The organism is Mycobacterium sp. OAE908 (genome assembly GCF_017872775.1).
Lineage (GTDB): Bacteria > Actinomycetota > Actinomycetes > Mycobacteriales > Mycobacteriaceae > Mycobacterium.
Genome location: NZ_JAGGJL010000001.1, coordinates 2037518 through 2060888, shown reverse-complemented (window position 1 = coordinate 2060888; position 23371 = coordinate 2037518). Strand labels below are relative to the sequence as shown.

At 65.1% G+C, this 23371-nt stretch carries 19 protein-coding genes; 1 reads left to right on the top strand and 18 read right to left on the bottom strand.

The features are described from left to right. Positions 1 to 70: 70 nt before the first annotated feature. Positions 71 to 1132, top strand: coding sequence for a phosphodiester glycosidase family protein (locus tag J3E61_RS10145; protein WP_210085497.1), 1062 nt, complete (start codon positions 71 to 73; stop codon positions 1130 to 1132). Here J3E61_RS10145 and J3E61_RS10140 read toward each other — a convergent pair. The 18 genes from J3E61_RS10140 to fadD5 form a co-directional block, all read right to left on the bottom strand. Next, a complete protein-coding gene (locus tag J3E61_RS10140; RefSeq protein ID WP_210083458.1) occupies positions 1129 to 3441 on the bottom strand; it encodes a PE-PPE domain-containing protein in 2313 nt (770 codons plus the stop codon). The genes J3E61_RS10145 and J3E61_RS10140 overlap by 4 nt on opposite strands. A 26-nt stretch (positions 3442 to 3467) precedes the next feature. Further along, entirely contained in the window at positions 3468 to 5771 is a 2304-nt protein-coding gene (locus tag J3E61_RS10135) for an ATPase (protein WP_210083457.1), read from the bottom strand. Between the two features lie 388 nt (positions 5772 to 6159). Then, the gene (locus J3E61_RS10130) at positions 6160 to 6939 is read right to left on the bottom strand and encodes a fructosamine kinase family protein (protein WP_210083456.1); all 780 of its coding nucleotides are present in this window, start codon (positions 6937 to 6939) and stop codon (positions 6160 to 6162) included. Continuing rightward, the gene (locus J3E61_RS10125) at positions 6939 to 7769 is read right to left on the bottom strand and encodes an SDR family NAD(P)-dependent oxidoreductase (RefSeq protein ID WP_210083455.1); all 831 of its coding nucleotides are present in this window, start codon (positions 7767 to 7769) and stop codon (positions 6939 to 6941) included. The genes J3E61_RS10130 and J3E61_RS10125 overlap by 1 nt, the downstream gene beginning before the upstream one ends. 9 nt (positions 7770 to 7778) lie before the next feature. Further along, positions 7779 to 8471: a DUF1275 domain-containing protein gene (locus J3E61_RS10120; protein ID WP_210083454.1), complete on the bottom strand. Its 693-nt coding sequence runs from the start codon at positions 8469 to 8471 to the stop codon at positions 7779 to 7781. 6 nt (positions 8472 to 8477) lie between these two features. After that, complete coding sequence (locus J3E61_RS10115) at positions 8478 to 9245, bottom strand: mammalian cell entry protein (RefSeq protein ID WP_210083453.1); 768 nt, start codon at positions 9243 to 9245, stop codon at positions 8478 to 8480. A gap of 77 nt (positions 9246 to 9322) precedes the next feature. Beyond that, positions 9323 to 9874, bottom strand: a complete 552-nt coding sequence (locus J3E61_RS10110; protein ID WP_210083452.1) for a mammalian cell entry protein — start codon at positions 9872 to 9874, stop codon at positions 9323 to 9325. Next, positions 9871 to 10848, bottom strand: a complete 978-nt coding sequence (locus J3E61_RS10105) for an RDD family protein (RefSeq protein ID WP_210083451.1) — start codon at positions 10846 to 10848, stop codon at positions 9871 to 9873. Before J3E61_RS10105 ends, J3E61_RS10110 begins: the two co-directional genes overlap by 4 nt. Beyond that, positions 10845 to 11507, bottom strand: coding sequence for a hypothetical protein (locus J3E61_RS10100; RefSeq protein WP_192725072.1), 663 nt, complete (start codon positions 11505 to 11507; stop codon positions 10845 to 10847). Before J3E61_RS10100 ends, J3E61_RS10105 begins: the two co-directional genes overlap by 4 nt. After that, a complete protein-coding gene (locus J3E61_RS10095; protein WP_210083450.1) occupies positions 11477 to 13054 on the bottom strand; it encodes an MCE family protein in 1578 nt (525 codons plus the stop codon). Before J3E61_RS10095 ends, J3E61_RS10100 begins: the two co-directional genes overlap by 31 nt. A gap of 3 nt (positions 13055 to 13057) precedes the next feature. Beyond that, on the bottom strand, positions 13058 to 14206 hold the full coding sequence (locus J3E61_RS10090) for a virulence factor Mce family protein (RefSeq protein WP_210083449.1): 1149 nt from the start codon (positions 14204 to 14206) through the stop codon (positions 13058 to 13060). Beyond that, entirely contained in the window at positions 14207 to 15865 is a 1659-nt protein-coding gene (locus J3E61_RS10085; RefSeq protein ID WP_192725069.1) for an MCE family protein, read from the bottom strand. It lies immediately after the preceding gene. A gap of 5 nt (positions 15866 to 15870) precedes the next feature. After that, a complete protein-coding gene (locus J3E61_RS10080) occupies positions 15871 to 17445 on the bottom strand; it encodes an MCE family protein (protein ID WP_192725068.1) in 1575 nt (524 codons plus the stop codon). Then, the gene (locus J3E61_RS10075) at positions 17442 to 18473 is read right to left on the bottom strand and encodes an MCE family protein (RefSeq protein WP_192725067.1); all 1032 of its coding nucleotides are present in this window, start codon (positions 18471 to 18473) and stop codon (positions 17442 to 17444) included. Before J3E61_RS10075 ends, J3E61_RS10080 begins: the two co-directional genes overlap by 4 nt. Then, positions 18470 to 19747 carry an MCE family protein gene (locus tag J3E61_RS10070; protein ID WP_192725066.1) on the bottom strand — a complete coding sequence of 426 codons (1278 nt, stop codon included), beginning with the start codon at positions 19745 to 19747 and terminating at the stop codon, positions 18470 to 18472. The genes J3E61_RS10075 and J3E61_RS10070 overlap by 4 nt, the downstream gene beginning before the upstream one ends. A 3-nt stretch (positions 19748 to 19750) precedes the next feature. Beyond that, on the bottom strand, positions 19751 to 20620 hold the full coding sequence (locus J3E61_RS10065; RefSeq protein WP_192725065.1) for an ABC transporter permease: 870 nt from the start codon (positions 20618 to 20620) through the stop codon (positions 19751 to 19753). A gap of 1 nt (position 20621) precedes the next feature. Continuing rightward, positions 20622 to 21416, bottom strand: a complete 795-nt coding sequence (locus J3E61_RS10060; protein WP_192725064.1) for an ABC transporter permease — start codon at positions 21414 to 21416, stop codon at positions 20622 to 20624. Between the two features lie 212 nt (positions 21417 to 21628). After that, on the bottom strand, positions 21629 to 23269 hold the full coding sequence (fadD5, locus tag J3E61_RS10055) for a fatty-acid--CoA ligase FadD5 (RefSeq protein ID WP_210083448.1): 1641 nt from the start codon (positions 23267 to 23269) through the stop codon (positions 21629 to 21631). Positions 23270 to 23371: the final 102 nt, after the last annotated feature.

Sequence of the window (23371 nt, the reverse complement as noted above, 5' to 3'; positions counted from 1 at the left end):
TCGGCTGTGATTAATGTGGTTTTGTTTCCGGTGATTCAGCAAAGGGGCGACCGTGCCGATTTCACGCGCAATGCTGCGGCGATTCGCGGCGTGCGCCGCGACGCTGTCGGTGTGCGCCGCCCTGGCGACGACGGCCACCCCGCTCGCCCACGCCGCTGACGGCCGCGAGTTGCTTGCGGGTGCGATCGCCAACACCCGAGGCTCCTACCTGGTCTACAACTTCGGCGGCGGTGCACCCGCCCCGATGCTCAATGCCGCAGGCAACTGGTACGAGATGAGCAACGGCGGCCACCTGATGATCATCAAGTCCGCCGCGCAACGGCTGGCGCCGCGCCTGCTCGTCGACTCGCATTCCGGCTATCAAGCCCGCTGCGAACGCGATCCGCGGGCGCGCACGGGCGAAGGTCTCTGGCAGGCCTCCGAGGTGTACACGCCGCTGCAGGCCTGGCAAGCGCTCGGTCAGCCGACGATCGCGATCAACGCGAACTTTTTCGACGTGCGCGGCCAGAAGGGCGGTTCGTGGAAGTCCACCGGATGCAGTTCTCCGTTGGGCGCCTACGTCGACAACACTCACGGGCAGGGCCGCGCCAACACGGCGGTGACGGGCACCATCGCCTACGCCGGTAAACAAGGACTGTCGGGCGGTGGGGAAAGCTGGAGCGCGCTGTCGACGATGATCCTGCCCGTCAGCGGCGCACCCTATGTCGTATCACCCAGTGGCCCACAGGATTACGACGCAGCCACGCCGACCATCCAAGGTCTGGTCGACAAGGGCACACGGTTCGTCGCGGTGAGCGGCATCGGGCTGCTGACACCCGGTGACACCGGACAGCTCAACGACGGCGGTCCAAGCGCGGCCCGCACCGCACTGGCGTACTCGAAGAGCAAGGACGAGATGTACGTCTTCCAGGGCGGCAGCTACACACCGGACCAGATCCAGGATCTGTTTCGCGGGCTCGGCAGCGACTCCGCGATCCTGCTCGACGGCGGCGGCTCCTCGGCGATCGTGCTGCGCCGCGACACCGGCGGCATGTGGGCCGGAGCCGGTGTGCCCGACGGCAACTGCGACACCCGCCAGGTGTTGTGTGATTCTCGCGAACGCGCACTGCCCAGCTGGTTGGCGTTCAACTAGCCGCCGGTCACCTTCTTCGTCAGCCCGCCGAGGGCGCCGGTCAAGCCACCCGTGACGCCGCCGACGGTTCCTGCGACACCGCCGGTGACGCCACCGACCGTGCCTGCCACCCCGCCGGTGACACCGCCGACGGTGTTCGTCACGCCGCCGACGACGCTGCCGACCGGGTTGCTCGGCTTTGGCGACGCGGACGGGCCTGCCGGCTTCACCGTCCCGGTCGACGTCGTTGAACCGGCGGACGGAGTCTTTGTTGTGGTCGTCGACTTCGTTGTCGTTTCTTCTTCTGGTTCTTCGGCGGCAGTCTCGTCTGAGGCCTCGGTCGCGGGTGGCGCGGCCGCTGGCGCCTGCGGCGCCGTTGTCGAGAGCGTGACCGTGTTGGCGGCAGCCGAGGGCAGTGCATTGGCGGCGACCGGCGCAACCTGTTGCGATATCAGGCCGGGCAGGCCATTGAGGAGGTCACCGAGGCCGCCGAGTGGGCCCAGCATTCCGGTCAGCAGCTTGAGCAGTCCGGTGATCGCGTTCGGTGTTCCCGGCGTCGGATGTCCGCTGAAGAACTCCTTCTGAAATCCGTTGACCAATGAGTGGATGACGTCACCGGGTACCAGTCCCCAGTTGATGTCGGGGAACGACATGAATGGCGTTGGCACGCCTGCTTCGTCGAGCGTCCTGGTGTAGGTGCCGTCCGGGTTTCGGACGACGTCGGTGTAGCCGAGATTGACCAGGCTGGTCATCGCCGGGGCCAGCGCGTTGGCGAACATGCCGAACGGGTTCATGTTGCCGAACGCGCCAAGCGTCATCAGGTTGGTCAAATCCGCTCCGAGATAAAGCGGTTCGAGTAGCGGCAGGCTGTTCGTCGGAAGCGTGAGGTAGAGGTTGAGTGCCAGCGGGTCGTTGAGGTCGAGGGTGCGTCCCAGGGCTGCCTGAATCTGAGCCAACAGCTGGGGCGACACGTTCGACGTGTCGATGCCGCGCAGCAGGTAGGTGGGCAGCATCGCGCCCATCACCGAGTTCGCCATCGAGAAGGGGTTGGGCCACGCCGCGAAGTCGGACATTATGTCGTACTCGACCGTCGCGTCCACCTTGACCGGGATCAGGTTCGCACCGCCAAGCGACAGCCCGGTGTTCAGAATCGGGATGCCACCGCTGCTTTGCACCTCGGTGTCCGGTGTGACGGTGTCGATCCCGAACAATCCCGCGATCGGGAAGAAGCGGGCGAACAGACCGCCGTTGGCGCGACCGGGGTTGCGCAACAGGATCATTGGCAACACCGTGAAGCTGCCGAGCAGCGGGTCGGTGGCCTTCGTCGGCGATTTCGCGCCGCCCGGTTGGTAGGGCAGCTGATCGACCACCTGCTGATAGGCGGAGCCCGCCGCGAACGCGCCGAGCCCGAACCCGACCACGATCGGCACGCGCACCTTGGCCGCGTCGATGTCGACGGGCAGGTTGTTGACGATGTGCTTCAGCGCCGAAAGCAGGTCCCCCACTGGGACATTCACGGGCAGGTCGACAGGAAGCCCGATCGGCAACCCCAGCGGGTTGGCGATGATGTTGCCGAGCGGTAGGTCGACGTTGCCTTCAAGACGGTCGATCAGTGTGCTGACCAAACCCTTGAGCCCGATGTCCAGATAGGTCGTGCTGTTGATCGCGTTGGCAACCGAATTCGGAAATCCTGGAACCCAGCCCAGGTCCAGTCCCAGCATCTTCAACAACGTGAAGGGGGGACCGGTGGTGATCAACTTGACGCCGGGAAGGTTCAGATTCGACAGGTTGAGCGGGTCGCTGAGATCAAGGCCGAGCAGTCCGAGCAGATTGATCAGCGTCGTGTTGCCGCTGGCGTCGGTGATACCGAGCGTCGAAAGAGCCGACAGCAGAACAGGAGTCAGGATCGGGCCCGCACTGTCCAACAGCACGCCACCGAGGTTGATCGGAATCGCGCCGAGCACACCCTCCAATAGCGATGGCGGGATCTTCATCAGCAGGCTCGGAAGATCAAGGCCAGCAGACTTGGCCAACGCGGCAAGGTTGAGGTGTCCCACGAGCGCGCGCAGCAGCATGTCGCCGACCTGCTGCGCGAAGTCGTAGCCCGCGGTGCCCAGGCCGCCGGTCAGATCCGGAATCTGATTGGGATCCGTGAACGGCCGGAACGCCGCTGCCAGGTCGACGTCGGAGTTGACGACCACCGGCGCGGGCGCCGGCTTGGGCGGGGGCGGGGCGGCACCGATGGTCAGCGCACTGGCCGTAGCGGTGGCCACGGTGACGACCGCGACCTTTGTCAGCTGACTCCCGGACCTGCGGTGCTTGCGTGACATCGTCGACCCCCTTGTTCCATTACGGGTCAGGCGGCGGGTTTGGAGGCAGTGCTCGACGCTCCGCCGGCGCCGCCGCCCGTGGAGTCCTTTTCGGTATCCGACTTGGTGTTCGTCGAAGTGGTCGAAGTGGTGGTCTTCTTCGGCGCCAGGCTCTTCAGGACACCCGCGACACCGGTTGCGACTTCGTGCGTCACGCCACCAACGGCACCGGCGACCACGTGACCGGCTCCGCCAACAACGTCGCCGACCGGGTTCCTGGGTGACGTCGGCTTAGGCGTCGTCGTGCTCGGCGGCTTCGGCGACGTCGTCGACTCGTCCGGATCGGTTGTTGTCGGAGTCGTCTCGTCGGTTGCGGTTTCGGTTTCGTCGGCGGCGTGCTTCGGCGTCGTCCCCGTGTCCTCTGGAGCGGCGGCATCGGCCGCCGCGGCATGCTTGCCGGTCGACAGGTCGGCATCCGGGTTGGCCGACAGGGTGACCATCTTCGCATCCGCCGAGGGCACCGCGTCGGCCGCGACCGGCGAAACCTGTTGGCTCACAAGCTGAGTCAGGTTCAGGCCGCCCAGTATGTCGCCGAGGCCGCCGAGCGGGTCGAGGACGCCGGTGAGCAGCTTGAGTAGCCCGGTGATCGCGTTGGGCGTACCCGGCGTCGGGTTGCCGCTGAGGAACTCCTTCTGGAAGCCGTTGACCAACGAAGTGATGATGTCGCCGGGCACCAAGCCCCAGTTGACATCCGGGAATGACAGGAACGGCGTTGGCACGCCGGCCTCGTCGAGCGTCCTGGTGTAGGTGCCGTCCGGATTGCGCACCACGTCGGTGTAGCCGAGATTGGTCAGGCTGGTCAGCGCGGGGGCAAGTGCGTTCGCCAGCCGTTCGAACGGATTCGGCAGTGCGCCGAAAGTCGCCAGGTTCATCACATCGGCCGCGAGATACAGCGGCTCGAGCAGGGGCAGGCTGTTCGTCGCCAACGTCAGGTACAGGTTCAACGAAAGGGGTTCGTTGAGATCCGTCGTCCGCTGCAGTGCGGCCTGAATCTGTTCCAGCAGTTGGGGAGTCAGGTTTGACGTGTCGATCCCCCGCAGCAGATAGGTCGGCAGCACCGCCCCCATCAGAGAGTTCGCGATCGAGAACGGGTTAGGCCATGCCGCGAAGTCGGAGAGGATGTCGTACTGGACCGTGCCATCGATCTTGATGGGCACCAGGTTGGCGCCGCCGAGCGCGAGCCCGGTGTTGAGGATCGGGATACCGCCGCTGTGCGTCACCTCGGTTTCGGGTGTCACGGTATCGATGCCGAACAGGCCGGCCAGCGGGAACATCCGGGCGAACAACCCACCGTTTGCGCGGCCGGGGTTGCGCAGCAACACCATTGGCAGCACGGTGAAGCTACCCAGCAGCGGATCTGTGCCGGTGTAATTCACTCCGCCGGGCTGGTTCGGCAAGTCGGCGAGCACCTTGTCGTACGCGGCGCCCGCTGCGAACGCCCCGAGGCCGAATCCGACCACGACCGGAATGCGGACCTGGGCGACGTCGACGTCGACCGGCAGGGTGTTGACGAGCACCTTCAACCCGGTCAGTACCGGATCGAGGACGGGGACATTGGGCTCGAGCTTGCCGATCACGGTGTTGAGCAGACCCTTGAGGCCGACGTCGAGGTAGGTCGTGTTGTTGATGGCGCTCGCCACCGAATTCGGCAGTCCCGGAACCCATCCCAAGTCGAGGCCCAGCAGCTTGAGCAGCGTGAACGGTGGCCCGGCCGTGATGAGCTTGACACCGGGCAGATCGAGGTTGGCCAGGTTGAGGGGGTCGCTGAGGTCGAGACCGAGCAGATCAAGCAGTTTGATCAGGGTGGTGTTGCCGTTGTCGGTGACGCCGATCAGATCGAGCGCCTGGATCAACAGCGACCCGGTCACCGGACCGAGCGCGTCGCCCAGCACACCGGTGAGGTTGATTGGGATCGCACCGAGCACACCGGACAACAACGACGTCGGTATCTCCTGAAGCAGGCTGGGCAGATCCAGGCCGGCCGCCTTCGCCAGGGCGCTCAGGTTGACATGGTCGACGATGGCCCTCAGCAGTAGATCGGCAGCGGTCTGGGAAAAGTCGTACGCCGCGGTTCCCAGGCCGAACGTCAGGTCCGGAATCTGACCCGGATCGGTGAACGGCCGGAACGCCGCGGCCAGGTCGACATCTTTGTGGACGATGACGGGTTCGGGCGCCGGCTTCGGCGGAGGCGGTGCCGCGCCGACTGTGAGGGCGGTTGCGGTGGCGGTCGCGACCGAAACGACCGCGATTTTCTTGGTGCGACTCTCGGACTTGCGATGCTTGCCCGACATCCTCGAACCGCCCTTCATCCGCCACTCTCAGGTTTTTCTAAGGGCACCGTAACATCGCAGATCGCTCGTGGACCTAAATTGCTGCAGAATCTTCACGAGCGTCACGCGGAACCGCGCTGCAAATTTGTACTGACGTCTCAGTCAATAACTGTCGCGATCATATTCGCTGGCCAGCGGGCAACTTTGTTACTGGCCGGTTCGATTACCGCAACTGCGAATGTTAACAACGGAAAAAGTTGCTAGATCGACGTGATGGTTGCTGGGATGCAATTGCTCCCGCCGCCCGGCCTGGTCCGGGACTGCGGAATCCGTAGCGGGCTCCACCTGCGGCGATGGGCCAATAGTCCCAGTTTCGGGACAGAGTTCTCAGTTGCGCGAGGCAGTTGGCCTACGCATATCGTTGTTTGCCAGCGCGCAGTGCACTCGCTGCGGCCTTCGCCGTCTGTCTCGCGTAGCCGCCGCCGAACAGCACCACGTGAGCAAGCAACGGGTAGAGCTGATGCAGCCCCACTCGGTCGCGCCAGCCCTCGCGCAGCGGTCGCTGGGCCTGGTAGCCCTCGATCACCGCGTCGAGGTGGGGGCAACCAAACAGCGCCAGCATCGCGAGGTCAGTCTCGCGATGCCCACCGTGGGCCGCCGGGTCGATCAGCACCGCACCGCTGGGGGGCCACATCACGTTGCCGCTCCACAGATCGCCGTGCAGCCGGGCGGGCGGATCGTCGTCGTCGAATTCGCCGTCATCGCAGCACGCCATCACGGCGTCGATGGCGCTGCGTGTCGGCGCATCGAGCTGCCCCGCCGCTCGCTCGGTCATCGGCGCCAGGCGCTCGTTGGCATAGAACCTGCCCCACCGATCGGCCGCCGAGTACGACATCGGCAGCGGCTGCTGCAGCGGTCCGAAGTACCCCGGACCGGCCCAGCCGCCCGGTGGGGCGCCGAACGCGTCGGCCCCGGCATCGTGAGTGCGGGCGAGCCTGCGGCCGAACTCGTGCGCCGCGGAGCGAGTCGGCGCCGCAGCTTCCAGCCGCTCCAACGTCAAACTTGTCTCGTCGTGCGCGAGCACTTTTGCGCATGGCACACCGTCATCGGCCTTCGAAAGCCATTGCAGCCCAGCGGCTTCACAGGCAAAGAAGCCTGCAGGTGCGTCGCTGCTGCGCTTGACGAACACTACGGCTGGCCTGCTACGCGTCGCAGTACGACGTCACGCGCGGCTGCAGGCAGTTTCGTCATGAGAGCGACCTGCAGCTTGTTGCCCGTGCCAACGACGTAACGGGCGCGCGGTCTGCGCGCCGTCAATGCCTGTTCGACGACGGCAGACACCTTGTCGGCGGGCACAGCGAGTTTCTGGGATATCGGAATCGTTTTCTTGAAGCCCGCGATGTGCTTTGCATACAACGCCCGGTGCTCCGGTTTCAACGCGGCTTCGGTCTGTTGCACCATGTCATCGGCGGTGCGCCACATGTCGGTGTCGGTCTGCGCGGGCTCGACGAGCGCAACGCCGATTCCCCACGGCCGCAATTCCATTCGCAGGGCATCGGCGGCCGCCTCCAGTGCGAACTTGCTTGCGCAATACGCCCCGACCAGGGGCATCGACAGGCGGCCGTTGACACTGGAGATGAACACCACCCGCCCACGCGATGCGCGCAGCCGCGGAAGTACCGCCTGAGTGACGGCCAGCTGCCCGATCACGTTGATCTCCAACTGCTTTCGCCAGTCGTCTGGCGTGACGGCCTCCATCGGGCCGCTCACCACGATGCCCGCGTTGTTGACCACCGCGTCCAGCCGCTCTGGTAGCGACGTGTCCAGGCCCGCGATGTGGCCGGCGTCGGTGACATCGAGGAGAACCGATGAGATGCGCTGTGGGTCGAGCGCGGTGACCGCGGCGCCGTCGGCGTCGTTCCGCACCCCGGCGATGACGTCCCAGCCGCGCGACGCCAAATGCTGGACTATCGACTTGCCGATTCCGCGGCTGGCACCGGTGACGAGTACTGAGGGCATGAGCCGAGACTAGCCCGCGGGCTCCTCGGCTCTTTGCGGGCCGAATCGGAACACCGCCGCCGCAACAGCCACCACGATCGCGGACAGCCCGATCACCGGCGCGACGAACCAGCGCGTCAGCGTCGCACCCACCAACGCTCCTGCGCACATCGTCACCACCACGCCGTAGCGCAGCTTCTCGCGGTGACCGGTACCGCCTGCGACACGGCTGTCGAACCCGATGCCCACGATCGTCGTCGTCAGCACCGTTGTCGACAGCTCCTGAATGCCGAACTGTCGGGCGGTCGCGGCTTGGCTGCCGAACGTCAGCGCCAACCCTGCGATCAGGATCAGCTTGGTGTTGTCGTGGTAGTCGAGCACGCCAAGGCCAGAGAGGATCGCCAGCGTGGCGAGCATGAGAACTTCGAGGCCCAGCGCCGCGGTTAGCCAGCGGCGGACGTTGCCGCCGAGGTGTCGCGACAGCCGACCGCCGAGTACCGCGCCTGCCACAAAGCTGACGAACGCGACCAGCGCTGCGGTCATGTCGACAACGGTGTGTGGTGCGAACCAGAAGCCGAGGAAGATCACGTTGCCGGTCATGTTCGCGACGAAGACATGGCCGAGCACGAGCACGCTGATCGCATCGACAATGCCCGTCGAGAACGTCAGCAGAAGCAGACACGCGAGCGTCGTCCGCTCAGAGACGGGGGAGACGACCGGCATGGCCGGCTAGAGCTGTGGCGTCAGATCGAACGATGTCACCGTCGACATCCGCGTGATCAACCACTTCGCATCATGGTGTTGCAGCGTCAACCGGTAGGACAGGTAACGCAGCGACGGGATGTTCTTCGAACCGGGGCTGGTGGCAACCGAATTCGTGTACACCAGCGCGGTGGCCTCCCGGGCGTTCACGCTCTCGACGGCCGTACCCATCACCTCTGTGGTGTTGGTGACCTGCGCCTGCTTGTTGGTGGCGACGATCGCGTCGATGTATTTGCGGTACTCGGTTGCGAAGTCACCGCCCAGATAACCGGCAGCCCGGTTCGGCAAGGTGTCCATGTTGTCAGGGGTGTAGGTCCACAGCGTGGTGATCGCGTTCGCGGCCGTCCTTGCGATGTCCAGCTTGGTGTTCACCAGTGCCCGGTCAGCCAGATACGGCTGCACCATCGCGCCGGCGAAACCGGCGGCTGCGACGAAGAGAACGCTCGCGGCTACTGCCGCGGCGGTCAGCCGCTTGCCCGCGGGCCGGTGGGCCACCAGGATCACGTCTCCCTGCGGCGCCTCGTCACCGGAATCCGTCTGCGATTCGTCGGCCTCGTCGGTCAGCGCCGCTGAAACAGGCTGCGCTTCAACAGCTTTCGGCTTGCGCCGGAACCGACCCTTCCGCCTTGGTATGGCCGCAGGTTCCTCGACGACTTCAGGTGCGGGCTGCGGTTCGTCGACGGTCGTCTGATCGCCGTCCTCGCGGCTCGCGGCCAGTTGCTGCCGCCGCGGCATCCGATGACGGTGGCGGGCAGCCTTGCCGGTCGGTGTCTTCACTGGGTCCGCGGACTGATCCGAGGATTCAGCACTGGTCAGATCACCTGGATCAGGTTGCTGATCTTCCACTGCTGTCCTTCCTTGACGGCCGTTGCGACCCAACGGCTTCCGCTTTCGACGGTCTGCTTCCCGTCGGGTGACTTCGTCGTGATCTTCGTCGCCACCAACACGTCGGCGCTGCCGTCGTCGCGCCAGCGCTGCAGGCCGGCTTCGACGACGCTTCCGGTGGTCGGCTCGGCGCGAGCGACCTGAAGCAGGATCTCGTTCTGCTTGTCCTTGAACATCTTCGCGAAATCGCCGGTGCCCTGCGCCAAGACCCGGTCGGCATAGGCGTTGGCGTGAAACGGATCCAGTGTCGTGTATTCGGTCATGAATTGGCGCACGTAGCCCAAGGCGTCAGCCTCTTTGGTCGCCGCCCGGTCGTCTTTCACATGCTGAATCAACATCAGCGTGCCGGCGCCGATCGCCGCGGCCATCACCAAAGCCGCCACGATCGTGATAACCGGCAGCCCCCAGCGCCGGGGCGGCTTGGGCACCAGTTCGAAGAAGTTCTGCTCGCCCGCGTCGAGCCTGCGACGCGGGCTCATTGGCCTGCCTGACTCAGCTGCGGCTTCTTCAGCACGATGAGATTCGCTACGCGCCACTGCCCGTCGCGCGACTTGTCGAAATCAGCGCGAACCGTGGCGGTGATGAACTTGAAGTCGCTCGCGTTGGCGCCGCGCTGTCCCTGCATGGCCAACAGCATCGACATGTGGTCCGCGGTTTCCTGCGGTGTCCGTAGCACCGCGCTGCTCACCGCGAAGTACTGGTTCTTGGTGGCACCCGCCTTCAGTACCGCCTGCTGCTGCGCGATCAGCTGCGGCCGGTAGGCATCCGTCGTCAGCGACTGCGCGTGGGAGAAGTCTTGCTGCAACGTGTCGACGTTGTAACTCAGCAGTTGTTCGACGATCCGTGGCCCCTGATCGGCGATCTGCTGGCGGGCCGAATCCACTGCGCGCTCAGGCCCGTACACCGTCAGATAGCTCAGGCCGACCCCCGCCGTACACACGGCGGCCGCGGCGATGAGCACTGCGGCCACCGGGCGGCGCATGTCGCGGTGCGGCGGCTCGACCTTGTGCACCTCGGTGCGCAGCAACAGGTCGGCGAATGTTCGCCGACGACGATCCCACAGCGGCCACACCCAGCCGATGCACAACGCAGCGGTATCGAGCAGGTGAGCCACGTCGCGCCCGACCAGCCTCGCGACACCGACGGCCGAGCCGTCGCGCTTGCGCACCGCGATGCCGACCAACGCACGGCCCAGCGACCATCCTGTGATCGTCGGCAGCAGCAGCCGGTTGACGGCCATCAACACGATCGTCAAGCCGATGACGACCGCGAACACCCACCACGTCCAGTCCTGCGGCTGCGCCGTTTTCCAGAGCAGCGCCGCGGTGGCGATCACGGCCAACCCGACGAACACGTCCACCAGGAAGGCACCGGCACGCGCCGCCCACGACGCAGGACCTGCCGCAGCCGGCTCAACGGGTGCCTGTGGCGCCGCGTCGAGGGTTGCGGTCACGAGGCGACCTGCTTTATGTCGGCGATCTTGTACGTGCCGTCGGCGGGCGCCATCTGCACCCGCAGCCGATATCCTTGCTCCTGGTCCGCGGACTGTGAGTTGGTGATCTTCGTTCGCAAAGCCACCAGCACATCGATGGAGCCGTCGTCGTTGTGCCGTTCTACCGCGGCACGCAGATCCGACACCCTCACTTGCACATTCGCGGCTTGATATGCCTCGGCCAGCACACTGCTGTACAGCGGGGCCTGCAAGCCGAACGCACCCGTAGAGCATTCGATGATCTTGGACTGGCTGGCCAGCATCGCCGCGGTGTCCGGCGCCTGCGTGGCCGTCACACAGTCCCTGGCCGCGGCCAGGGCGGCAGCCTCGGTGCGGGCAATGGCCTCACTTTCGTGGTGAGACCGTAGAGCCAGATATCCGCCTGCGGCCGCGCCGCCTGCCAGCAGGACAAGAAGCGCACAGATGGCGACCACCGAGCCGATGCCGAGCCGTGAGGGCCGGCGATCGGCTGGGCCATCGTCGACGCCGTCGAGTCCCTCGACCGATTCCTCGGCGTCAGGGGAGTCTGTCGATTCTGCTGTGGATACTGCTAACGACTCATCGGGCGTTTCATCAGCATCGGTGGGGTTCAGCTGGCGGGTGCCAGCATCTCCTTCCATCCGTCGTCTCCTGGGTTCTTCGAATTGCTGACGTTGTACTTGACGCCGTCAGGCCCGACCACCTCACCGCTCGACGGGCTGTAGATAGCCGTCGAACCCGGTGGCCCCTGTGCGGGAGTGTACGTACACGGGTTGGGCTGCTGCCCGCTGCACTGGACGCTACCCTGCCCCGGCGGCGACAACGGGTCGCTGGTCGGTGCGGACGCCCGCGCCGGGGGCGGCAATTGGTCGGCCGGCAGCGGGTTGAGCCCGTTGTTGACCGATGGCGCAGGTATGACTCCGCGCCCCGGATTCACGCCCTGATCACAGCGGGCCGCGGGGGCGGGGCAGGACAGAATCTGGTTCGGGTCGCCGTACCAGGGGTTGGTACCCAACGGCACGTACGGCTCGTTACTGTGACACTCCCTCGGCGTCGCGGCGCGCTTGCCGGGCACATCCGCACACGGATAGTTGCGGGCGCCGCGAACGACGTTGCCCTGGTAGTCTTTCGGAATTTTGCAGTAGGTGCCCGACGGCAGCGGCGCCATGCTGGTGTCGGCAGGTGACCGCCACTGCGAGGCGGGCAGGAACCCGGTCAAGCACGGCGGAGGCTGGTTGATGCCAAGGGCCAAGGGCAGCTGACCGACGTTGTCGAACAGCGTTCCTGCCTGCGCGACCGCGGCACCCTGCGGCAGGATCACCAACGTCTGCTCGAGACCCTTGTGATAGCGCTTGAGCATGTCGAAGACGACGGACAGATTTGCCAGTGTCTGCGGCAGCGCGTCGCGAACATCGCTGAACACGGTCGCCACCTGGTCCAACGTCGGTGCGGCCTGCTGAAGACCGCTACGCAGGGCAGCGTCCTGCTCGGCTGATTGGGCCGCGATGATGTTGAGGTTACGCGCCCATTGCTCGATGTTGTCGCCGGAGTCGGCTTGGCTCTGCAGGATCGGCGTTGAGTGCTCGATGATGTCGTTCAACTCGGGCAGGTTGTCCTTGAAACCTTGCGCGATGTTGGTGGTGGAATCGACCAGCCGCTGCAAAGCCGGGCCCAATCCGCCGACCGCTTTCGCGGTTTCGGTGAGCAGCGAGTCGATCTTCTCCTTGGGCAGGACGGCCAGCCCGCGGTTGGCGGCGTCCAGCGCGGGACCGACCTCGCTGGGCACCGTGTTGTCGTTGAGCGAGCCGACGGTCTGACCGTCGGACAGGAAACGACCCGGGTTGCCTGTGGAGACGATGTCCAGGTACTGCTCGCCGATCGCCGATACCGAGTGCACGTTGGCGGTCGCGTCCGCAGGGATCTTGAACCGGCTGTCGATGCTCATCTCGGCTCTCGCACCGTGCTCGGTGGGATCCACCGCGGTGACTTTGCCGATCTGGGTGCCCCGATACGTCACGTTGGCGGTCCCGTAGAGGCCGCCGGACCGGGGCAGGTCGGCATAGAGCTTGTACTGCCCGATCCCGGCCAGGCTGGGCACCCGCAGGTAGTACCAGCCCAATACGACGATCGCGACGATCGTCAGGATCGTGAACAGCACCAGCTGGATCTTGATGAAACGGGTTAGCACTGCTCACTCACCCCTTTCGACCAGCGGACCGTTCGGCGCGTCATGCGGATTCGGGGTGAACCGCACATCGGGGATCATCGTCTCCGGGTCGCGGCCCCAGCTCTGCTCGAGTGCGCGCAGCATGCCCGAGATACCGGTACCCGACAAGAACCCGTTGTCCAGTCCCGACAGAGTCAGGTCGACCATCAACGACACGTTGAGGAAGTCGCCACGGACCACCTTCGGCACGTTCTCGATGGAGAACGGCGCGGTGAGCATCAGCTTCAGCGCACCAATCAGATAAGGCGACGCCCGGCCGAGCTGCTTGAGTGGCCGCTGGAGGTTCTGCAGGTTGGTGTGCAGGTTGTCGCTGGACGGAGCCAGAGCATTGTCGGCGGCCCTGCTGATCCTGCCGAGCGCCTCCACCGCATCCGCGAACAGATCGCGGGTGTCGGCGAAATGCTTGATCAGCGGCGGGAATTCGGTGAGCACCCGATCGAGCGTCTCATTGCGTTGACCCACGATCGTCAACAGCCGATTGGTCGAATCGATGGCCCTCGTGATGTCCTGGCGCTGCTGATTCAGTTGGTCGGTGAAGGTGTCCAACTTGTTGAGGAATTCCCGGATCTGATCGGCCCGGCCCGTGAGCAGGTTGTTGACCTCGGTCTGGATCGTTTCGAGGTTCTGGACGCCGCCACCACGCAGGATGGTCGCGATGCTGGCCAGCACCCGCTCGGTCGTGGGGAAAGCCGAGCTGTTCTGCAGCGGGATGGTGTCGCCGTTCTTCAGCTCACCCTGAGGGTCCGGCGGCGGATCGAGCTGCACGTGCTGACTGCCCAGCAGGCTGGTCTGGCCGATCTTGGCCAGCGTGTTCTTCGGGAGCTTCACGTCGGGTTGCAGGTCCAGGGTCAGCGTCGCAACCCAGTTCTTCAGCTCGATCTTCCGCACCCGGCCGACATACACGTCGGCCACGCGTACCCGGCTGTTGACGTTGAGCGCCAACGTATCCGGCATCTGCACGTAGATCGTCGTCTTCTTGTCGCCGGTGCCCGGTCCGCCGGGCAGCGGCACGTTGGCGATGCCCTTCCACGACCCGCACGCGCTCAGTACCAATGCGACCGCAGCCAGCGCGACGCTGCGCTGGGCGATCCTGCTCCATCTACGTGCAGTCATCTATTGACCTGCCTCAGCGGGTAGTGGCGGGCCGGCAGGCGGCGGCCCGGCCGGAGCGGCGGGACCTGGGCCTGGGCCTGGCCCAACAGCGGGCGCGGACAGCGGCGACCCACCGGGGTCACCGGGTATCACCCCTGGTGCCGGGGCAGGCGGTGGCCCAGGCTGCGGATACCACGGGGGCGGCAGCGGGCTGTTCTCGTTGTAGGCGTCCGGCGGGCCGGGCAGGTTGCCCCCTGGTGGCGCCCCGAAGGCCGGTGGAGCACCGGGGATCACGCAGTCGGGTCCACCCATCAGTTCTGCGAGGCACTCCGGCGTCAGCATGTTGGAGGTGAACGGTTGCACGTCGACACCCTGCATGCCGGGGGCGGCGACCCAGCCCGGCTCGTGGTTTCCGTGCGAGAACAAGGTATCGCGGGAAAAGACGCCGGGCACCGTGGTGTCCTTGTAGCCCCCCGGCGGGTGCAGACGCGGCTCTGAGTACGCGACCTCCTTGGGCAGCGTCATCGCGGTGTTGAACTGATTGATACCGATCGGGGGGAAGTTGAACTTGATCGCGTCGAGGATGGGCGCCAGGTACTGGGCACACAGTTCGGCGGATTCCTGGTAACCCAACCGGCTGCCTGCCTGAATTGCGCTGCACACAAACTGCATTGGGTTGGCGAAGTTGGCGATCGCCGGCAAGCCCATGACGCCGCCGGTCACCGGGGACACGATGTTCATCAGGTTCGCGCCGAGCGTCGGGAACACGTGCAGGGCTGTTTCCAGACCGTTGAGCGGGTCCGGTTGCAGGATCGCATTGGTCACGTCGGCCAAGTTGTTGACGTCGTGGGTCAGCACCTCGCCGTTCTTGTTGATGAACTGACGGGTCGTCGTCAACAACTGGTTGAGGTCCTGCAGCGCGTTGGCCACTTCGCGATCGGTGTTGGTGAACGCGTTGGTGAACTGAGCGAGATCGTCGTTCAATGCGACGAACTGCTGATCGCTCTTGTACAACGCGTTGACGAACAGGGCCAGGCTCTTGATCACGCTGAAGAAGTCGCCGCGGCCCTCGTTGAGGGTGTAGAGCGCCTCCGACAGTCCTTTCAGCGTCTTGTTGAGCTGCTCACCCTTGCCCGCGAAGCCATTCGCGGCCGATTCGATGATGTCGCCGAAGGGCCCCTTCGGCTGGTCCTTCGTCGGACCGAGTTCGGTCAGGATCCGGTTGATCGAGTCGCGAAGCTCGTCGTATTCGACTGGCACCTGCGTCCGGTCGATCGGAATGACCGCGTTGTCTTCCATCACGGGGCCACCGGTGTACGGCGGCGACAGCTGGATATTGCGCGACGCCACGAGGCTGGGGTTCAGGATCGACGCGGTGGCGTTGGCCGGGACCTTGTACTTGTTCTCGTAAGAGAAGGTCACCTTCATCTTGTCGCCTGCCGGTTCGATCTTGTCGATCGCGCCGACCTTGATGCCCATGATGTTCACTTTGTCGCCCGGATACAGCGCCAAAGTCTCCGGGAAATAGGCGACGACGGTGTTGGTGGTCAGCCGCTTGTACACGTTGTAGCCGACGATGGCAGCTACCACAGCGAGAACCACGATCAGCGCACCGATGATCAGCGCACCCCGAGAGATGTTGCCGGTCTTGATGTTTCGGATGTTGAAGACTGTCGACATCTATCTCAGCCCTCCTGCGATCCGGGCGGGAGGTACGGCGGATTGCCGGGCAGCGGCGGCGTGCCCGCCGGCCCGGCGTCGGGGCCGGGCCCCGGCGGCGGTGGCGGTCCGTTCAACGCCGGCGGGAGTGGGGCGATGCCGGGCGTGAAGTCCGGTCCCTCCGGAGGCAGCGGACCCACCGGCACGGTACGTGCGCCTGGCGGCGCAGGCGGCAGCGGAACGGGAGCGCCGGGCATGTCGGGGGGCAACTGACCCGGTATGGCGGCCGCAGGCACGCCGGGCGTGAATCCCGGACCGTTGGGGTTCGGATTGGAGGTCGCGACGTCGGGCGGTCCGTATTCGGGGCCGCCGAACGGACCAGTCGTCAGGCCGGCGCACGGCAGCGGATCGCCTGGCCGCGGCAGGCCCTCGGGTACGCCAGGCGTGTACGAGCACGGCGAGCCCTTCAGGACGCCGGGGCCGGGGTGTTCCGGCGTGCCTTCCAGCACCGTCGGCGCGGGCGCAGGCGCGCCGTTCGGGAAGCGCTGGCCGTTCGGATCGGGGAACCGGAAAGCCGGCAGGCCAGCATCGCCCCAGAACTTCTCGGGGTCGATACCGCGCTTCTTGAACGCGGCGTCGACGAACGGCTGCAGGATTTGGTAAGGCAGCAGATTCGCCAAGAAGACTTTGAAGAACGGACCGGACGCGACCGCTTCACCAAGGGACGCAACGAATTTCGCTACGGTGGTCAGCGTCTGCATCAGATCGAACTTGCGGTCCTTCAGCGTGTCGCTGATGGTGCGCAACTGCTCGAGCACGTGGTTGAGGTTCGGGTTGTCGTCGATGAAGCCCTTCACCTGTTCGGAGAACTCTCCGACCCTTTCGAGCAGCATGCTGACTTGGTAGTTACGTTCATTGATCGCCGCCAACAGCGACTGGGCGTTGACGAACAGTTGGTTGATCTGCGCGCTGCGGTTGCCGAGGACGCCCGCGATCTTGTTGGCGTTGGCGAGCAGTTGCTTGACCTCGTCGTCGCGCTTGCCGATGGTGTCGGAGAACCGCGCCACCCCGTCGAGCGCCGCAGACAGATGCGGATACGTCTGATCGATGGTCTCGGACAACACATTCAGCGACCGCTTCACCGTCTGGGTGTCCCAGCCGGAGGCCGCCTTGGTCACGTCGAAGAATGCGTCGTAGATCTGGTAGGGAGTGGTGGTCTGACCCAACGGCAGAACCCCGTTGGCGCGCAACGGATCTTTGCCGCGCGGTTCGATCTCCATGTTGCGCCGACCCAGGATCGTGTCGGTGCGGATCGATGCGCGACTCGCGGTGCCGATCTGAGTGCCCTGCAGCGAGTAGCCGATCACCACTTTGTCCCCGTCGATTCGCATCGACCGGACTTGACCGACGTCGACGCCGGCAATGCGCACCTTGTCACCGGTGCCGATGCCACCGGTGTCGGAGAACTGTGCGTAATAGGTGGGTGTCGCGAAGAGCATCGGAACGCTCGCGAAGCTCTGGCCGACGCCGAGCACCAGAATCAGGATGAGAATGCCCATCATCCCGTTTCTGATGCGGTCCGACCCCTCGAGTGTCCTCATTGCGGCGTGCACCTACCCGACGGCTGACTGGTGAGTTTGACAGTGCGAACCGGACCGCCGGGCTGCAGCCCGAACGTCTTCAGCGTGATATCGCAGGCATAGAAGTTGAAGAAGTCGCCGTAGATACCACCGGCGCGCCCGATGATGTTGAACGCCGTCGGCAGCCTGACCAGGATGTCGTTGAGCTGGTCCTTCTGATCCACCAGCGGCTGCTGGACTCCCTCGAGATAGGTGATCGTGCTTTGCAGCAGCGGCCGGTTGTCGGCGAGCAGGTCCCCGATCGTGCCGGCAGCGTCGCTGATATCCGCCACCGAACTGGCTATCGGGTCCTTGCGATTCTTCAGACCGGTGATGAGCTTCTCGAAATTCTGGACAGTCTCGTCGAACTGCTGCTGGTGCTTGACGGTCGTGTCGAGCACGGTGTTCAGATTGCGGATCACCTCGCCGATGGCTTGGTCCCGATCGGCCAGCGCAGATGTCAGCGATGCGGTCTGGTCCAGGATGTCGTTGATGGTGCCCCCCTGGCCCTGGAACACCGTGATGATCGACTGGGCGATGTTGTTCACCTTGGCGGGGTCCAGTGCCCGGAACACCGGACGGAAGCCGCCGATCAACGCGTCCAGATCAAGCGCGGGCTGGGTTCGCTCGATCGGGATGGTGCCGCCGGCCGGCAGGCGCTTGTTGCTGTCGCCGCGCTTGAGCTCCATATACCGGTCGCCGATCAGGTTCAGGTACCGGACGGACGCCGTGGTCCCGTCGAACAGTTGCAGTGAGCGATCGACGGTGAAGTGCACCTTCGCCTGCGCGCCACCGTCCATCAGTTCGATTTTGGAGACCTTGCCGACCTCGACGCCGGAAGCTCGGACGAACTGCCCGGCCCGAAGGCCGCTGACGTTGGAGAAGACAGCCGTGTATCCGGTGGTGCGGTCGAACCGCATCTGACCGAACACCACGATGATCATCGCGGTGAAAAGCAGCAGCACCAGCGAGAAGATGCCGAGCTTTACAGCAGTACCGGTGATTTTCATGGGTTGATCGTGTTCTCCCCGAACTGACGCCCCCAGACGTATTCGATCCCAGGAGCGATGATCGGAATCGGCGCAGGAAGCAGCGGAATGATGCACGGCGGCAGGCCGGCGCAGCCGAACGGCGAGGCCAGTTCCAGGTGGTTGTACGGCGCAATCGAGGCACCGGTGTCCATCACCAGGTACGGCGCGGGCCACAGATCGCGCGTGATCGGCTGCCAGCAGCCGGGCCTACCCTCCGGGCCACCCTTGGCGTTCACCCGCGGCAGATTGTCCGGATAGACGTAGGGGTTGCCCGGGCCGATCAGCTCACTGGTGGTCCGGAGCGAATATCCATTGCCACCCAATGACGCCGCGACCTTGGGCTCCACGTCGTGGAAGTTGCGGATAGTGCAGAACAGCGCAGGACTGTATGTGTCGAGCAGCTGTGAGGTGGGCACCAGGTCAGCAGTGCCACGGACCAGGTAGGGCCCGCTGCGTTCGAAGATGTCGCCGCCGGTGTTGCCGAACCCGACAGCCGCCATCAGCGCCTGGTCGATGTTGCCCTGCTGCTCATTGAGCGTGCGCGCGGTGGTGACGGCGTTCTCCAGGCCGTCGAACAGGTCGGGCGCCGCGTTGGCGTACACGTCACCCAGGTCGGCGAGCAACTTGTTGTCCCGGCGGATCTGGGGCATCAGCGGATTGACGTCGTCGAGGATCTCGTTGCCGTGCACGATCGACTGGCCGAACCGATCACCCAGCCCGTTGAGTGCTTCGGCTGTGGCGCTCAATGTCTGGTTCAACTTGATCGGGTCGACTTGCTGGGCCACGTCGACGACCGTCTCGAACAAGGTGTTGAACTCGGTCGTCACCGACGTCGCATCGATCACATCGGACGGCGAAATACGTTGCGGCGTAGGGTTTTTCGGCGACGTGAAGGATATGTACTTGTTGCCGAACACCGTGGTCGCAGTGATGTCGGCATTGACATTCTTCGGAATCAGGTGCAGATACTGGCGGTCTACCTTCAGCGTGATCTTCGCCTTGGGCTCGCCGCCGACGTCGACCTGGTCAACCTGGCCGACCCTGCCGATCTCCACACCGTTGTAGGTCACCTTGGCGCCGGGATCCATCGAAAGGCCGGCTCGCGCCGCCATCATCGTCAGATCCTCGCGGTCGAGGAAGGTGCCGCGGAACTGGAGGAAGACCAGGACCATCGCGATGACGACCAGCAGCGTCAAGATCGCGCCCGCCACTTTGTACGGCGGTGTGCGGGACTTGTTCACGGGTGCGGTCATCGGCTACACCGTCAAGTTGAAGTTGGGGTCGACGCCGTAGAGCGCCAACGCGACGAACAGCACCACCAACGCCACCGCCACCAGCGACGCCCGCATGGCCCGACCCACCGCCTCGCCGACGCCAACCGGGCCACCGCTGGCGAAATAGCCGTAGTAGCAGTGGTTGAGCATGACGATCACGGAGATGATGATCGCGTCCATGAAGGACCAGAACACGTCCTCGGGCCGCAGGAACGTGCGGAAGTAGTGGTCATAGGTGCCGGTCGACTGACCGTAGAACAACGTGGTGGTCACTTGACCGGAGAGGAACGACAGGATCATCGCCATCGCGTAGAGCGGGATGATCACCACGAAGCCGGCCATGATCCGGGTCGATACCAGGTAGGAGATCGACTTGATGCCCATCACCTCGAGGGCATCGATCTCCTCGCTGATCCGCATGGCGCCCAATTCGGCCGTCGCACCTGCGCCGACGACCGCGGCCAACGCGACGCCGGACACCAGCGGAGCCGCGGATCGCACGTTGATCATTGCGGCGAAGAATCCGGTGAACGCCTCGACACCGATATTGCCGAGCGACGCGAAGCCCTGGATGGCTACCAGTGACGATCCTGACAAGCTGACGAAGCCGACGATCGCCGCGGTACCGCCGATGACGGCCATTGCGCCAGTGCCCATGCCGATCTCGGCGATCAGCCGCAGCGTCTCCTTGCGGTAATAACGCAGGGCATGCCCGGTTGCGCCCAGCGCGGTGACGATGAACCACGCGACGTGGCCGACACTGTCGAGGAAGCGCACTGGCGCGCCTGCGACTTTTTCAGCGCGCGCGGTTCCCCGCGGAAATCGTGACCGAAGAACGGCGCCGGTACTCATGTCAACGCCCCGTTCCGAACCGGACGCCGATCGTGGTCAGCACCACGTTGACGGCGAACAGCGCGATGACGCACAGCACCAGCGTCTCGTTGACCGCGGTTCCGACGCCCTTGGCGCCACCGGAGACGGTGAGCCCGCGGTAGCAGCCGACCAGGCCGGCGATCAGTCCGAAGACCGTGGCCTTGACGACCGAGATCAGCACTTCGGGCAGGCCCGTGATCAGTGTCAGCGTCGAGACGTAGGCGCCCGCCGACACGTTCTGCAGATACACGCCGAAGACGAAGCCGCCGACGAGCCCGATGGTGATCACCGCGCCGTTGAGAAGCAGCGCGACGAACGTCGAAGCCACCACGCGGGGAACTACGAGGCGGTGGATCGGATCGATGCCGAGCACCTCGAGCGCGTCGATCTCTTCACGAATGGTGCGTGCGCCGAGGTCTGCGCAGATGGCTGTCGATCCGGCGCCGGCCACCACCAGCACGGTGACCAGTGGGCCCAACTGGGTGACGGCGCCGATTGCCGCACCCGCTCCGGACACGTCGGCGGCGCCGAACTCGGCGAGCAGGATGTTCAACAGGAAGATCAACAGCACGGTCAGCGGCGCGGACACCGCCAGGGTCGGCAGGAACGACACCCGAAACAAGAACCAGCTCTGAAGGATGAACTCGCGCCACTGGAATGGCCGGAACAGCGCCCTCCCGGTTAGCACGCACATACGCGTGAAACCGCCGACAGCCTGCAGGGCAGGTCTGGTCTGTTCGCGCACATAGCCGACCATGCCGGTCGACGCCGTCACCAGGTCGCTCCCACCACGAAACCGTGCCGGCCGTGGCGCAGCGGCAGCCCGTGTCGCACGCACCCTCCTTGCCCCAACCCCGTGTGTGTGACATCCGTCTCCCTACTCGCAAGTAGTAAGACGGACCACAGGACTGTACCCGATGCTGTACTGCGCGTGCACCGCATCGGCAGGATTGTGCCCGTAACCGTTAGCAAAGCCTCCCCCGTTCGTTAAATGTCTTGCGCCGCAGCAGAAACCGTTGGCGGAGTGGAACTTTCGCCAGCGTCAATGAAATTTGCCACGCCGAAACGCGCTCGCAGTTCCGTTTTCAGGACTTTGCCAGCGGGGTTGCGCGGGAGGGCGTCGACGATCTGCAGCGCCTTCGGATGCTTGTATCGCGCCAGCCTTTCGGTGAGGAATTCGTCGAGGTCAGCCAGTCCAAGATCGGAATGCGTGGCGGCAAGGGCGAGGACGGCGACGGGAACCTCGCCCCACTTCTCGTCGGGACGCCCGATCACAGCCACCTCCACGATGGCGGGGTGGGCCGCCAGTGCGTTTTCGACCTCGGCGCAGTAGATGTTCTCGCCGCCGGAGATGATCATGTCCTTCTTGCGGTCGACGACCCAGACATAACCCTCGTCGTCCTGGCGGACCAGGTCGCCGGAATGGAACCAGCCGCCTTCGAATGCCTCGGCGGTGGCTTTCGGGTTGTTCCAATAGCCGGCCATCAGCGTCGGTGCGCGATAGACGATTTCGCCGACCTGGCCGACGGGGACGTCGTTCATGTTCTCGTCGACGACGCGCGCGGCCACCGTCGGGATCACCTTGCCGACCGAGCCGAGTTTGCGAATTGCGTCCTGCGCCAACAACATACACGTCACCGGCGACATCTCGGTCTGCCCGAATGCGGCGTAGATCTGAGTACCTGGGAAGGTCTCGGCCATCTCGCGCAGCAGCGTGTCCGACGCCGGTGCGGCGCCCCACGACAGCACCCGGAGCGCCAGCTTTCGCGGGTTGGCCCGCTGCTCGGCAACCACCGCCTGCCACTGTGCGGGCACCAGGAACATCGTGGTCACCTGCTCGGACTCGAGGACGTCGAGCAGGTGGGCCGGATCGAATGCACCGAGCGGATAGATGACGGTCGGCAGCCCGAGCTGCAGCGGGGTGATCGTGTTGCCGATGCCCGCGATGTGGAACAGCGGCACCCCGATGAAGCCGACGTCGTTGTTGACGTCGGCGGCGATGGTGAACAGGTTGGTCATCGCCTGACCCGCGATGTTGGTGTGGGTGAGCACCGCGCCCTTGGGCCTGCCGGTGGTGCCCGACGTGTACATGATCAGCGCGGGCGAGTCGTTGGGGATGTCGACTACCAGGGCCGGGTCCCCTTGTTCTGCGATCACGTCGTCGTACCCGATCACCGAGTCGTCGGTGGCGCCACCGGCGACGATCACGGTCTGCAGCGTCGGGTCGAGGTCGCGAACGGCGGTGGCCACGTTGGCCAGCACCGTCTCGGTGATCACGACGCGGGCCTGGCAGTCGCTGACCAGGAACGCGATCTCCGGCGGCGTCATCCGGAAGTTCACGGGTACGGCGATGGCACCCAGCTTGTTGGCGGCCAGGAACGACTCGACGAACTCGGTGCGGTTGAGCATCAGGATCAGCACGCGGTCGCCGAAACCGACTCCACGCCTGCTCAGCGCACCTGCCAGCGCCGTCACCCTGCGGTCGAGCTCACCCCAGGTCGTCGTGTGACCGAGGAATCGCAGTGCCGTGGCGTCGGGCTGCATCAACGCGTGCCTGGCGAGCTGGTTCGTCCAGTTCTGCCGACGCGCCAGATACGGCTGGTCTGTCGGTGACGGCTCAGCGGTCAACAGCGAGTGCTCCCTCGGGCGGCGGGTTGCGCGGCGTTGATATTTGATCAAACATTGTGTTGCCGTGGTCACACTAAGACCTCGACGCCGCGGGGACAACCC

Excerpts from the sequence above, each read along its gene's own strand:
- J3E61_RS10145 (WP_210085497.1), top strand. The coding sequence starts at position 71 with ATGCTGCGGCGATTCGCGGCGTGCGCCGCGACGCTGTCGGTGTGCGCC.
- J3E61_RS10140 (WP_210083458.1), bottom strand. The coding sequence starts at position 3,441 with ATGTCACGCAAGCACCGCAGGTCCGGGAGTCAGCTGACAAAGGTCGCG.
- J3E61_RS10135 (WP_210083457.1), bottom strand. The coding sequence starts at position 5,771 with ATGTCGGGCAAGCATCGCAAGTCCGAGAGTCGCACCAAGAAAATCGCG.
- J3E61_RS10125 (WP_210083455.1), bottom strand. The coding sequence starts at position 7,769 with ATGCCCTCAGTACTCGTCACCGGTGCCAGCCGCGGAATCGGCAAGTCG.
- J3E61_RS10120 (WP_210083454.1), bottom strand. The coding sequence starts at position 8,471 with ATGCCGGTCGTCTCCCCCGTCTCTGAGCGGACGACGCTCGCGTGTCTG.
- J3E61_RS10115 (WP_210083453.1), bottom strand. The coding sequence starts at position 9,245 with ATGCCGCGGCGGCAGCAACTGGCCGCGAGCCGCGAGGACGGCGATCAG.
- J3E61_RS10110 (WP_210083452.1), bottom strand. The coding sequence starts at position 9,874 with ATGAGCCCGCGTCGCAGGCTCGACGCGGGCGAGCAGAACTTCTTCGAA.
- J3E61_RS10100 (WP_192725072.1), bottom strand. The coding sequence starts at position 11,507 with ATGGAAGGAGATGCTGGCACCCGCCAGCTGAACCCCACCGATGCTGAT.
- J3E61_RS10090 (WP_210083449.1), bottom strand. The coding sequence starts at position 14,206 with ATGACTGCACGTAGATGGAGCAGGATCGCCCAGCGCAGCGTCGCGCTG.
- J3E61_RS10085 (WP_192725069.1), bottom strand. The coding sequence starts at position 15,865 with ATGTCGACAGTCTTCAACATCCGAAACATCAAGACCGGCAACATCTCT.
- J3E61_RS10080 (WP_192725068.1), bottom strand. The coding sequence starts at position 17,445 with ATGAGGACACTCGAGGGGTCGGACCGCATCAGAAACGGGATGATGGGC.
- J3E61_RS10075 (WP_192725067.1), bottom strand. The coding sequence starts at position 18,473 with ATGAAAATCACCGGTACTGCTGTAAAGCTCGGCATCTTCTCGCTGGTG.
- J3E61_RS10070 (WP_192725066.1), bottom strand. The coding sequence starts at position 19,747 with ATGACCGCACCCGTGAACAAGTCCCGCACACCGCCGTACAAAGTGGCG.
- J3E61_RS10065 (WP_192725065.1), bottom strand. The coding sequence starts at position 20,620 with ATGAGTACCGGCGCCGTTCTTCGGTCACGATTTCCGCGGGGAACCGCG.